The sequence below is a fragment of the Pedobacter sp. UYP24 genome (genome assembly GCF_054057295.1).
In genome coordinates, this window is the sequence record NZ_JBSRZD010000006.1 from 39,158 (window position 1) to 52,886 (window position 13,729).

Annotated in this window: 10 protein-coding genes; 8 read left to right on the forward strand and 2 right to left on the reverse strand. The window is 38.3% G+C overall.

Translation table 11 applies throughout. From position 1 onward, the window contains the following. Positions 1–3 precede the first annotated feature (3 nt). From ACVWYN_RS12070 to ACVWYN_RS12095, 6 genes are read left to right on the forward strand one after another with little or no spacing between them, the layout of a single operon-like run. Positions 4–642 (forward strand): ABC transporter ATP-binding protein, encoded by a 639-nt coding sequence (locus ACVWYN_RS12070; protein ID WP_457289120.1) that lies wholly within the window; start codon positions 4–6, stop codon positions 640–642. Further along, entirely contained in the window at positions 639–2,030 is a 1,392-nt protein-coding gene (locus ACVWYN_RS12075; RefSeq protein ID WP_457289121.1) for an exosortase Y-associated Wzy-like protein, read from the forward strand. The genes ACVWYN_RS12070 and ACVWYN_RS12075 overlap by 4 nt, the downstream gene beginning before the upstream one ends. Next, the gene (locus ACVWYN_RS12080) at positions 2,002–3,138 is read left to right on the forward strand and encodes an XrtY-associated glycosyltransferase XYAG1 (RefSeq protein WP_457289122.1); all 1,137 of its coding nucleotides are present in this window, start codon (positions 2,002–2,004) and stop codon (positions 3,136–3,138) included. The genes ACVWYN_RS12075 and ACVWYN_RS12080 overlap by 29 nt, the downstream gene beginning before the upstream one ends. Further along, complete coding sequence (locus ACVWYN_RS12085; protein ID WP_457289123.1) at positions 3,138–3,995, forward strand: glycosyltransferase family 2 protein; 858 nt, start codon at positions 3,138–3,140, stop codon at positions 3,993–3,995. Before ACVWYN_RS12080 ends, ACVWYN_RS12085 begins: the two co-directional genes overlap by 1 nt. Further along, the gene (locus tag ACVWYN_RS12090; RefSeq protein WP_457289124.1) at positions 3,992–4,528 is read left to right on the forward strand and encodes a hypothetical protein; all 537 of its coding nucleotides are present in this window, start codon (positions 3,992–3,994) and stop codon (positions 4,526–4,528) included. Before ACVWYN_RS12085 ends, ACVWYN_RS12090 begins: the two co-directional genes overlap by 4 nt. Then, positions 4,501–5,091, forward strand: coding sequence for a WcaF family extracellular polysaccharide biosynthesis acetyltransferase (locus ACVWYN_RS12095; RefSeq protein ID WP_457289125.1), 591 nt, complete (start codon positions 4,501–4,503; stop codon positions 5,089–5,091). The genes ACVWYN_RS12090 and ACVWYN_RS12095 overlap by 28 nt, the downstream gene beginning before the upstream one ends. 124 nt (positions 5,092–5,215) lie before the next feature. Here ACVWYN_RS12095 and ACVWYN_RS12100 read toward each other — a convergent pair whose 3' ends face one another. Continuing rightward, positions 5,216–5,878 carry a hypothetical protein gene (locus ACVWYN_RS12100; protein ID WP_457289126.1) on the reverse strand — a complete coding sequence of 221 codons (663 nt, stop codon included), beginning with the start codon at positions 5,876–5,878 and terminating at the stop codon, positions 5,216–5,218. A 142-nt stretch (positions 5,879–6,020) separates the two neighbouring features. After that, complete coding sequence (locus ACVWYN_RS12105) at positions 6,021–6,644, reverse strand: GIN domain-containing protein (protein ID WP_457289127.1); 624 nt, start codon at positions 6,642–6,644, stop codon at positions 6,021–6,023. A gap of 541 nt (positions 6,645–7,185) precedes the next feature. On the opposite strand from ACVWYN_RS12105, the gene ACVWYN_RS12110 reads away from it, so the two are divergent. Continuing rightward, positions 7,186–7,749 carry a hypothetical protein gene (locus ACVWYN_RS12110; protein ID WP_457289128.1) on the forward strand — a complete coding sequence of 188 codons (564 nt, stop codon included), beginning with the start codon at positions 7,186–7,188 and terminating at the stop codon, positions 7,747–7,749. A 128-nt stretch (positions 7,750–7,877) separates the two neighbouring features. Continuing rightward, on the forward strand, positions 7,878–13,706 hold the full coding sequence (locus tag ACVWYN_RS12115; protein WP_457289129.1) for a DUF3320 domain-containing protein: 5,829 nt from the start codon (positions 7,878–7,880) through the stop codon (positions 13,704–13,706). The last annotated feature ends 23 nt before the right edge of the window (positions 13,707–13,729 follow it).

A 13,729-nucleotide genomic window follows, 5' to 3' on the forward strand; every position in this document is an offset into this window, starting at 1 on the left:
CAAATGATAAAAGCAGAAAATATATCAAAAGTATATCATATCACCAAAAGCAAACTTAAAAATAATACCACAGAATTTTGGGCTTTAAAGAATGTTTCATTCCAAATTAATCAGGGCGAAAAAGTAGCATTATCAGGACGAAACGGTGCTGGTAAAAGCACACTCCTAAAAATTATAAGCAAAATAACCGCACCAACAACCGGAACAATTACCGGAAAAGGAAGAATAATTAGCATGCTGGAAATAGGCACAGGATTTCATCGAGATCTTTCCGGAATGCAAAACATTTACCTAAATGGTGCAATGCACGGCATGTCAAAGCAGGAGATCAAAAAGCAACTTGACTCCATCATTTTCTTTGCTGAAGCGCAGCGACAAATTAATATACCAGTAAAATATTATTCTTCAGGAGAATATATGCGACTTGCCTTCTCAGTTGCTGCTAATTTACCTTCCGAAATCCTCATAATTGACGAAGTATTAGCTGTGGGAGATAGTGACTTTCAAAAAAAATGCACTAAAAAATTACAGGAAATAAATCTCCACGATGGCAGGACAATTTTATCAGTTAACCACAATTTCAATTCCATAAACATGACTTACGACAAAGAAATTAAACTTGATAAAGGAATGCTAGTATGAAACTTAATCATCCTGCTTTTCTTTTCATCTCATTCCCTTGGCTATTATCTATTCTTCTTGCGGATTTCCCAGTTCTTTCATATTTTATCGCATGGATAGGTTCATTCTTTATTTTTTATGTCACACTATTTTCACCAGTATCAGTATATAATGTTTTTAAAAATGAAAAAAGCAGTTATATGCGTCCAATTTTTATTGTACAGCTAGTTTTTGCAGGATTTATGTGCTGCACTTCTATTTTTTATTTTATTTCACATATTGAAGACGATGTGATGGTTATTGCCTCTTGTCAACGACTAGCTTTATTAGGGCATACATCACTGGCTTCAGGAATCATGATTGCCATTAAAGAAAACAAATCCAAAGGTCACTTTCATCCACAAAATCTTTCCCTAGTATTGGTAAAACTATGCCTAGTTACTCTAATCGTAGCAATATTTCTAGACTATCTTCCTAGTCTAATACAATTTAAATATCCACTTTTAGTGCTTTCCGCAACTTGTGGGTCTTATCTACTCATTCATGGCCTATATCAAAGGTCATTCAAATATGGAATATTTGGCACAGTAATATACCTTGTGAATTTTGTAAACGCTACACTAACAGGTTTCAAAGAAGGGATCATAGTTCAACTGATCACATTAATTTTTATCGCATTGCCGATGTATAAAAAAACCGTTTTTATATTGGGATTACCTTGTATTTTTTTAATGATATACATTTTGCCCACCTATACAATTATAGTCAGAGAACAATCATGGATAAAAGGAAAAGCAAAAGAAAGTGCACGGGAACAAGCTTATGAAACATTTTTTAACGAAAATAGTGAACACATTATCGATCAGAATAATTGGAAGTTTTTAACCGATAGATTCAGTGAGATAGGAATGTTTAGCATATATGTTTCTCATGTACCTAAATCACATGACTTCTACGGTCTTGAAATCATATACGATGCTTGTCTGGCCGTCATTCCAAGAATATTTTGGGACGAAAAGCCATCAACGGAAGTGCTTTCTATGCAGCGTGTTTATGATTCAGGAATTGCTAAAAAATCTTCGCCAATATCAGCAAAAACTCGCCCTGTTGTAGATGGTTATCTAATGTATGGTAACCTCGGAATATTTATCTCTATGCTTTTGTATGGAATAATCACACAAAGCATTTGCAATAAAGCTGAATCTCTTTTTGGTGGTTATGAAATGGGTTGTATAATTATCTTTAACAGCCTCTTCCAGCAGCTATGGCGAGGCAATAATTTCGAATTTCTAATAAATAATATTGTTTATGCTTATCTCCTTATGATCGTTATTTACAAAATCATGAGGATTACAAATTGTATTTCTTCACACCAAATTCATGATTATACACATAATTCCGGCTTATAAACCTGCTTATATTTATGGCGGACCAACAATTTCTGTTGCTGCACTTTGTGAAGGACTGGTATATGCCAATCAAGATCTTGTGGTGTTTACAACAACAGCTAATGGAATAAAAGAAATTGATGTTCCACCCGGGATTCCATTGTTGGTAGATAGCGTTGAAGTGTACTATTTTCGAAGATCGATAAAAGGACAAACTCATTTTTCTTTTCAACTATTAAAAAAACTCTTTTACGACATAAACAAGAAAGATACAGTCGTACATATTCATTCCTGGTGGAATGCCACCGCAATTCTTTCTTGTTTTCTATCAATAATCAAGGGCAGAAAAGTTATTTTATCCCCTAGGGGAATGATCACCCCTTATTCATTCAAAAATCGTCACTTTCCTATAAAATGGTTGTTTCATAAAATCATCGGCAAAATTCTAATTGACTATTGCAAAATACATGTAACTACAGAAAAAGAAAAAAAGGATGTGTTAAAAATTCAGTTACATAATGACATAACAGTCATTGGAAACCTAATTGATAACTTGCCAATAGCTTTAAAAAAGGAGAAAAACCCAATTAAGCAAAACGGTATGATAAAGCTCTTCTTCCTATCCAGAATAGAAGAGAAAAAAGGAATTGAGTTGCTATTTCTCGCATTGAGTGAGCTCAATATCCCATGGCGATTAACCTTGTGTGGATCCGGAAATGAAGATTACCTTAATAAGCTTAAAGATATTTCAAAAAACCTTAAAATAGACACCCGGATAACCTGGAGCGGCTTTATTGAAAGAACTGAAAAATACAGAAATTTTCAGCAGCACGATCTACTGGTACTATTTTCAAAAAATGAAAATTTTGCAAATGTAGTTATAGAAAGCCTTAACGCAGGAATCCCTGTGTGTATATCAAAAGAAGTTGGTTTGGCTAATTTCATTATCAAAAACGATCTTGGATGGGTTGCAGACTTAACCAAAGAATCAATTAAAATCGAGTTAACATCTGCATATTACGGCTACAATAAAAGAAAATTCATCACTCAAAATGCACCATTGATTATCCAACAGCATTTTCACGCCGACGTATTAATACCAAAGTATATAGATCTATACCGACTCTAATGAACATCCACTTTTCAATCATCATTCTAACGTTAAATGAGGAAATTCACTTGCCCAGGCTATTAAACTCATTAGAAGGTCTAGATGCTAAAATATTTATACTCGATTCTGGAAGCACGGACAGCACAATGAATATTTGCCATTCAATGAACCTACAAACTCTAACCCATGCATTTACAGATCATCCAAGTCAGTGGCATTACGCACTAAATAATTTTAAAATTGAAACTCCATGGATTATCGCCTTGGATGCAGATCAGACCCTATCAATAGAACTCTATACGCACTTAATTAATTTTTCAGATAGTCACTTCAAAAATGTGGATGGTATCTATTTCAATCGTAAAAATTATTTTAAAGGTCAGTGGATTAAACATGGAGGATATTTCCCAAAATATCTTCTTAAAATGTTCCGTACTAGCATTGGGTATTCAGATCTATCAGAAAGCTTTGATCACCGTTTCCAAGTTCCAGGAAATACATTGGTCTGGAAAAAAGGATATTTAATAGAAGAAAATCTGAAAGAGAACCAAGTTAAATTTTGGATCCATAAACATAATATTTACAGCGACCTTGCCGCAAAAGGACATATAAAAATAAATAGTATCCAAGCTAATATCTCCAAATATTCGCTTTTCGATTCACCAAATCAAAAGAACGCATGGTTAAAATCTATTTGGCATTTGTTACCCCTATACCTCCGCCCCTTCTTATACTTTACCTACAGATTGATAGTACTCAGAGGTATACTTGATGGCAAGAATGGAATCATATTTCATTTTCTGCAGGCATTTTGGTTCAGACTTATAGTTGACATCAAAATTGATGAATTAAAAAAATTAGAAAAAACCAAATGAAAGAGACATCAGATACCTTGCGATTTGTAATAAAACTCCTAATGTTCTTTATAATTTTTCAATGTTTTATCATCGCGTTTATTGGCTTTAGTACACCAGGGGGTATATACATCTATTGGTTAGATGAGCAATTAAACTTCATCAGATTATGGCGTAAACTCTTAATTGGTTGCACAGCTTCTATCCTTAAATTGGCAGGCTATACCATAACGCAACATTCAAAAGGGTTAACAGTAAAAGGTTATGCGGGTTTTAATATCGTTTATTCTTGTCTTGGCTATGGAGTAACAAACGCCCTTCTTGCATTTATCTTTGCTTTTCCAAAATCCAAACACGCCAAATATTACCCACTTATCATGGGTGCCATTTATGTGCAAATTCTAAACATAATCAGATTGTGTCTTATTGCGGTTTATTACAAACCCGAATTTAGGATTCTTGGATTAGGTTATCATGATATTTTTAATCTCTTCTTATATGGTTTTACAATTTTCGGTGCCTGCTTATGGATAAAACATACATCAACAAATTAGCCCCGCCCATCCTACAACTTAGAAAGAATTTCAACAAACAAGACTTTGAACCCGGAGCATCCTTATTCAAGAATTCTTGTTGGTATCTCGTCAGCTCAATTGTATTTACTTCAAGACTTGTACCTTTCAGTAATATCCTCGTAATTCTATTGCGAATTTTCGGCGCAAAAATAGGTAATGAGGTAAGAATTAAACCAGGAATATACATTAAATATCCCTGGAAGATCACAATTGGTGATTTCTCATGGCTTGCAGACTGCTATATTGAAAATCTGGATCAAGTTACTATTGGAAAAAATGTTTGTATATCGCAAAAAGCGATGATCCTTACTGGAAACCATGACTATAAATCCGAGAATTTTGACTTAATCACCAGACCCATTATACTGGAGGATGGCGTTTGGATCGGAGCAAATACAACGATATGTCCAGGTATAACGGCGGGTTCTCATTCAATAATACTTGTCGGATCTGTTCTAACAAAGAACACCATTCCTTATCACATTTATCGGGGAAACCCGGCAACACAAATACGCACTCGTGTCATGACGACGTCAGCTTAAAATTATTATAATATCCCATACAATAATACTATCAAATAAGCGTCTTATTGATGAGAGCGTTAATTTAGATGGGGCGGTGAAGGGTCGGTATGGCCAATCACCGCTTTCTTTTTTAATTTCCTTTCTACAATTCCTTCATCAAAGTCTGTGCTGTTTCGAGTTGCTTCTTCAAAAGAGGCAGATACCGGTTTGCAAAGGCTTTTATGTCTAAATCTTTTGATCTGACAGCTCCTTCAAATAGCCTGATGCTATTTTGATAATCATCAATAATCATATTTAAATACTCCACATCTGTCGCCGGTATAGGCCCCGCTGTTTTAGCAGTAGATAAAACAATATTTTTGTCAGCAGCCAGCTTACTCAGTTCCACCTTAGCTTTGCTTTGCTCATCAACCAGCACCAAAGCATAATCTTTAACTTTTTTATTTCCGTTTTTAGCCTTTATAGACATACTGATGCTAATTGCCAGCAGTTCGCTCGCTGCAGCCTTGTTAATAAAATCTACATTTTTTAAAGAATCCAACCTAATTTGTGCCGAAGGATTGGGCGCAGCTAATTTTGCAATGGCACTATTTGCAATGGCAGTCGCATTTTCTGAAGAGCCTGCACGTTGCGGATTACCTGATGGGATTCCTATGGTTAATGCATCACCAGTGGCATTGATCACACCTTGACTTGGATTGGTAGTATTTGGCTTAAGGGTTGTGATTTTTGTTTTCCTGGAGGCAGAACATGCATATAGAAAACAGGTGGCGGTTATTATAGCAATTAGCGGCAAACGTTTCATGGCAAAATGTTTAGATGTACGTAATTATTAAACTGTAATGGCGATCATAATGTTTTGAAAACCCGGTACAAATAACAAACACCAAAAAAGCGGCAAAACTTAATCTGCCGCTTTTACTCCCTCACTAATCTCCCGCTATTAATTACTTTGTTAAGTTCATGGCAACTGCTGTTGTCATTGCGTTTTCTGTTTCGAATTTGATTGGTCTAACACTTGCAAAATTATCAAAGTTTACATTTTGCATCTTGTCTGCAAGTATGGTGCTCTGGTGTGCAATACCATTCATTTTCAACACCGCATTGTCCTTTACTTCTGTATAAAAACTGCTGGTTACTGCGCTGATCTTCGCTGTAGCACTTTGGTTTAAAAACAACTGAAGATACTTCACATCAAACTTATTGCTGGTTACCACTAAGGCATTGCCATAAGCTTCCACTCTTTGCAAATCCTTAACAGTAATGTTGATGGTTACCTGTGATGATTCCATAGAATTGATATAAAGCGTTTGGCCCTGGCGCTGCACTGAAGTTCTTTCTCCATTAAAATTTTCAGTACCATTTATGCTTTCCTTATCGCCCTGGGTTAAAACGATTTTTACGTTTCCGCTAACCCAGATCTTGTTGAAGCCTAATGCTGGGGTAACTGCCGAAAAGCTAACTTTTGTTGATGCTTTAACAGGTTCTGCAGCAAACGTTGTAAATGCTGAACTTGTGAATGCTACTGCTGTTAATGCTACTGCGAATACTGTTTGTGTAAGGTTTTTCATGTCTTTATAATTTTAAGATTTTCTTTGTTTTTTGTAATTAAGACAGGGTTAACCCCCAAACGTTTCAGCACATTTTACCGTATTATACCACCATCAGACAACAGACGACCAACGCCTGTAATATCTCGACCAACGGGAAAGATTTTTTTATTAAAATTATTGCGAAAACAACAAACCCAATTAAACTTGGGTAATTGGTCAATCAGATCCGGTTAGGAGAAAAACAAGAAATATAAAACTTTTTCACCCCCAAATACAATAAATAAGATATACCATCGTATATATAGGTGAGAGCGTTAATTTAGATGAACGGGGAAAGATCGGTATGATCGTTCCCCGTTTTCTTTTATCCAGTTTCCTACAAACAACTGTTTTCATACCTAGCCTATAAAACGCTACCTGAATGAAAAATCCTGTAATGGCATAAGTAAACTTAATTCTACGATTCATATGGATACATAGGTAATCGCCTTGTAGCGTAAACTTTGGGAATGGTTATTGCAATTGACCTATTGAAAATAAATCACTAAACACAAAAATTATGAAAAAGATATTCTTAACGCTCCTTTTGGCAATCGGATTAATCTCATTTAAATCATCCGCACAAATTAATTTAAACGTAAATATAGGATCACAGCCGCTATGGGGGCCTGTTGGTTATGATCATGTAGACTATTATTACCTACCCGACGTAGAGAGTTATTATAATGTGCCTAAAAAACAATTTGTTTACCTCAACAACGGGAATTGGATATTCTCTCCAACCTTACCTACCAGGTACAGGGGTTATGACTTATATAATGGTTATAAGGTAGTTATGAATACACCAACACCTTACCGCTATTTTAATAAACATAAAGTAGAATACATAACTTATAAAGGGAAACATGGCCAGCCTATCATCAGAAATAGCAACGATGCCAAGTACTATGTAGTGAAAGGCAATTCAAAACATGTTAAAAAGATTAAGTTTAAAGCCAACGGTGAAGCCAACAGGGATCATCAAGACAAAGACCACAATGACAATGATCATGGTGATCGTCGTGAGAATGGCAATGGCCATGATAAAGGTAAAGAGCACGGTAAAGGTAAAGGCAAGGACTAATAGTATTTCATTAAAATTGCAGCCATGCGCTGTCCTATTGCTCCCGTAATAGGACAGCGCTTTTTTATATACCAATATTTTTTACCGGTAATTACTGCATTTTATTGATATTTGAATAATTTAATGATATGGATAATCTCTCAAAAGCAGCAGCAACAACCGAACTTATATATACTACAGTACTAAATTTTGCTTTGCAGCAAAACCACGTCCCTATAGTTAAATCGCTAAAAATTCTAAATTCATCTGGTAAGGACATACAAAATATTACTGTTGAAATATCCACAGAACCAGAGTTTACCTTAGCCTGGAAACAAACCATACAATTTTTAAAGAAGGGCGAGCGCTTTGAATTTGGCTCCATTCCTATATGTATACTATCAAAATACCTGGCAGAACTTACGGAACGCCAAACTGCCAACATCAGCATAAAACTATCTTTTGACGGGCAAGAAATACTGGAACATTATCCTATTGAAATACTGGCCTTTGATCAATGGAGCGGCGTTACCCTTTTACCAGAAATGCTTTCGGCATTCATTACGCCTAACCATCCTGATATTTCTAAAATTATAAGAAATGCAGCTGTGGTACTGGAAAGATGGACAGGCAGCCCCTCTTTTGATGAGTACCAGAGCAGAAATCCTGATCGGGTTAGAAAACAAATGGCGGCCATCTTTGAGGCCATTGCAGATATGCAGCTAATATACTGTTCTGTACCGGCTAGTTTTGAAGAAACCGGACAACGGATCCGTATGGCTGATGGTATTTTTTCTAACAGACTGGCCAATTGTCTGGATCTCTCCTTGTTGTATGCTGCCTGCCTCGAGGCCGTTGGCATAAGGCCCATAGTAGTTATTGTAAAGGGCCATGCTTTTTGTGGCGCCTGGTTAATAGAAGAAACTTTTGCTGATGCTGTTAACGATGATCCTTCTTTAATTACCAAAAGAATGGCTGAGGGTATTAGTGAAATAGTAGTTGTGGAAGCCACCTGCATGAACGCCGGAATGCACAGCTCTTTCGATCATGCGGTTGAATCTGCTATGCAGAAAATGAACGATATAGAAAATTTTATCTTGTTTGTTGATGTGAAACGATCTCGTTATGGTGGCGTAAGGCCATTGCCGCTACGTACACTTACCTCCAGTGGCTGGGAAATTGAAGAAGAAATACGCACCGTTCGAAATCAAGAGGCTCCTGAAAATATTTATGTTGGAAAGAAATTGGCGTATACGGATAAAATCGATGTCTCCAAGCAATCCCTTTGGGAGCGTAAATTGTTAGACCTCACTTTAAGAAACAGCCTGCTTAATCTGCGGGTAACCAAAAGCGTAATCCAATTCATAACCATTGATGCCAGCAAGCTGGAAGATGTGCTCTCAACTGGCAAGGAGTTTCAAATGCTGCCAAAGCCGTCCGACTGGGATAACCCTCTTCGAGATGCGGCTATTTATAAGAAAATTAACAATTCAGATCCCATCTCAGATCTGGTTAAACATGAGCTCCAGCACAACAAAATACGTACTTTCTTAACTGAGCAAGAGTTGGGGTATAGCCTTACCAACATTTACAGGTCTTCACGAACTTCCATGGAAGAGAATGGAGCCAATACGCTTTATATCGGCTTAGGGATGCTCAAGTGGTATGAAACACCGGCTAGTGAAAGACCTCGCTATGCGCCCCTATTGCTTATTCCTATAGAAATTGTTCGCAAGTCGGCCCTCAAAGGCTATATCATCAAAAGCCGCGAGGAAGAGACCATCATGAACGTTACCCTGTTGGAAATGCTGCGACAGGATTTCGGTCTTAATATAGGTGGTTTAGAATCTCTGCCTAAAGACGAAAGCGGTGTAGATGTTAAAAGGATTTTTAATACCATCCGTCAGCTCATTATGGGCAAATCACGTTGGGATGTAGAAGAACAGGCCATCCTCGGTAACTTCTCCTTTAGTAAGTTCATTTTATGGAATGATATCCATAACAATTCTGATAAACTTTGTCGCAATAAAGTAGTAGCCAGCCTGGTTTCGGGCAAGCTAGAATGGGACGTAGAAGATCAAGACAGCAGTAATGCCATATTAGATAAAAACCTTCATCCCGCAAGCTTAGCATTGCCCATTAGTGCAGATTCTTCACAGTTGCAGGCTATTATCAGCTCATCGCAAAACAAAAGCTTTGTACTGCATGGTCCGCCGGGAACGGGTAAATCACAAACCATCACCAATATTATTGCCAATGCCTTATATCATGGTAAAACGGTATTGTTTGTAGCTGCTAAAAAGGCAGCATTGGAAGTGGTGGAAAGCCGATTGGAAGCCATAGGCATTGGCGCCTTTTGCCTGGAATTGCATTCCAATAAATCCAAAAAATCTGAGGTATTGCAGCAATTAAAAGCGGCTACAGAGACTCAACTCAAGGCTTCAACTCTAAAAGTTTTAGATGAGGCAGGGCGGCTGTTAGACCTTCGTACAGAACTTAACCAATATGTAGAAGTACTCCATAAAAAGCAGCCTTTTGGCTATTCACTGTTTGAACTATTCAGCAAGTACGGACAAATTAAGAACGCCAATGGCAATGTTCGCTTTCCCGCAGCAAAGCTGGAAAACTTAGCTCAACAACAGTTAATTGCATGGGGAGATCTGGCAGAAGAAATGCAGGCAACGGCACAGGTTAGTGGTAACGCCCATGGGCACCCGCTCAAAGCCATCGCGGTAAGCAACTTTAGTCAGCAGTTAAAACAAGACAGCAGTACGCTTTCCCAAAAACTCATCCAGCTCCTTCTGCAAATTAAAACCAGTGCAGCGCAGGCAGCAGAAATACTAAATATCGATATCACCTTGGTTAGTCGCAATCAGTACGATGCCCTATACCAAATCGCTGGCAAAATGCTCAGACTTCCAGATACTCCTGATTCGCTTTTACGGGCACACCCTTTTGAGAGAACGCTGGTCAAAATCATTGTCATAGCAAAACACGGAATTAAAAGAGATACACTCAGAACGGAATTGCAACAATTTTTCGAAGACAGCGTATTTAGCATAACCGCAGGGCAAATGCTAACTGAGTGGAACATGGCTTCAGAGAAATGGTTTATCCCCAAATGGCTCACACAAAATAAGATAGCTAAAGAATTAACCGCACACAGCATTGGCATTAAAATTAATAAAGATCAGGTACCCATCCTATTAACCAAAATTATCGCATTACAAAAAGAGCAGTCATTTATAGATAAGGCCAAATACTTACCAACTGCATTGGGCTTCTTATGGAATGACGGTTCAGCAGAATGGGCTACCGTCTTAAATGTATGCACCTCGCTCATCGAAATTAACAACAATGTGAGCGATCTTTTAGACGTACCAGACAGTAGCAATTGGCGCATAGCGATGGCAGAGCAATTTACAGAAGGCAGTAACCTTTTTGTAAGCGCTAACACTATTGCCCTGCAAACCTATTGCGAGCAGAGTGATGAATTACAAAAAACAGAACTGGAGCTAAACAAGTTATTACAAGTAGACGGGCAACTTTTAACCCAGCCGGACGACAATTGGATTACCAATCTAACAACAGAAGTTCAAGGTTGGATAAATCATCTGGATGAATTGAAAAACTGGATCAGCTGGATTCTGGTAAAAGAAAAGGCAAACGAGGCTGGGCTGCAACCCTTGGTACAGGCATATGAAGACGGTATTATAGAAGGCAATAAACTCCATGCAGAATACCTGAAAAGCTTTTACCGATCTGCGGCAGAATACATCATAGAGGGAGATCCGAGTCTAAACGCATTTAATGGCAGCCTGTTCCAGGAAAAGATCCGCAAGTTCCGTCAAATCAGTAAACAGTTCGAGCAGCTCACCCGTCAGGAATTATATGCCAAACTCGCCTCAAAAGTTCCTTCATTCTCACAAGAAGCTTCTCAAAGTTCAGAAATCGGCTTCTTACAGCGGAATATCCGCAACAATGGTCGTGCTACTTCCATTCGCAAAATTTTTGATGGCATACCTAATCTCCTGCATCGCTTAACACCCTGCATGCTAATGAGTCCGATCTCAGTAGCGCAATACTTCGACGCGAGTACAGAGAAATTTGATCTTGTTATCTTTGACGAGGCATCCCAAATGCCTACCTGCGAGGCCGTAGGTGCCATCGCAAGAGCAACCAATGTGATTATCGTGGGTGATCCCAAACAAATGCCACCTACCAACTTCTTTGCAGTTAACAATGTAGATGAAGAAAACATAGAGAAAGAAGATTTGGAGAGCATCCTGGACGATTGCCTTGCCCTATCCATGCCTTCACAACACCTCCTTTGGCACTATAGAAGCAAGCATGAAAGCTTAATCGCCTTCAGCAATGCCAAATACTACGATAATAAACTGCTCACATTCCCTTCCATGGACGACATTAGTTCCAAAGTACAATTTGTAGCAGTAAAGGGACATTACGATAAGGGCAAAACACGTCAAAACAAATTCGAAGCAGATGCCATTGTAAAGGAGATTGTGCGCAGACTTTCAGACCCCATTCTGGCCAAAAAAAGCATCGGAATTGTTACCTTCAGTTCCGTACAGCAAAGCCTGATAGAAGATAAGCTTACCACAATATTTAGTTTGCGACCAGACCTGGAAAAAATTGCCCTGGAAACCGAAGAGCCGATCTTTATCAAGAATCTGGAAAATGTGCAAGGCGATGAGCGCGACATCATACTGTTCTCCATTGGTTACGGACCCGATGAAAAAGGACATGTGAGCCTAAATTTTGGCCCTATAAATAGAGAAGGTGGCTGGAGGCGATTAAACGTTGCAGTATCTAGAGCAAGGTATGAAATGCTGGTATTCTCTACCCTCAAATCAGACCAGATAGATTTAAACCGATCACAGTCTGAAGGTATGGCAGGTCTAAAAGCATTCCTTGCCTATGCGGAAAAAGGTAAAATAGCATTGCCGGGCAGAACAGCTAATACAGCAGAATGGGAGCCTGAATTTGAGAACCTCATTGCCGAAGAGATCAGGAAACACGGCCACGTAGTACATACCCAAATCGGCTGCTCAACCTACAAAATAGACCTTGCCGTGGTTAACCCAGAGAACCCGAACGAATACATTTTAGGGATATTGTCTGATGGCAAAGGCTATGAAGCTGCCAAAACCTCGAAAGACAGAGAAATTATACAAGTAGATGTATTAAACGCATTGGGTTGGAACATCCACAAAATATGGAGTACGGAGTGGTGGGAAAAACCAGAAGCAGTAATTGCAGGGATACTCAGCGCAATAGAGCAATCCAAACAAAAACAGTTTGAGGTTACCCACCCAGAGCCAACTACAACACCTTTGGAAAATAGTGCTATAACAGATACTCCAATATCAAATTTGCTGGATGGAGTTCGCATCACGAATGCCCTAAATTACGAAATCACTGAACTGAAATATGCCCAAAACAGAACGCGAGATCATTTCCTAGATCCTAGAAACCTGGGAAAAGTTAAAACACAGCTGCTTAATATTATCAAGTCGGAAGCACCGATCAGTAAAAACCTGCTCTTCAAGCGGATAACAAGTGCATGGCGAACCCGTCTGATGGGCGATGTAAGTAAATACCTGGAAGATATATTAGCGACCATGCGCTTACAACAAACGGAGAGCTTTGGCCGTACATTTTATTGGAAAGCCGGACAGGAAAGCACAACCTACAAGCAATATAGAACAACAACTGTAGAAGCTCACAAACGAGCTATAGAAGACCTATCAACTGAAGAAATTGCAAATGGAGTACACGAAATACTGAGAAACCAGATTAGCCTACCAAAACATGACCTGATTAAAGAAACAGCAAAGCTTTTTGGTTATTCTAAACTTGGACCAATTGTAGAAAGCTGCATCAATCACGGCATAGAATTGGCAATTGGCAGAGGCTATGCAAAACTGGATGACGATAGGATTAGGTATTTAGATTGAGATATTCCAGTATTCAATAGCAC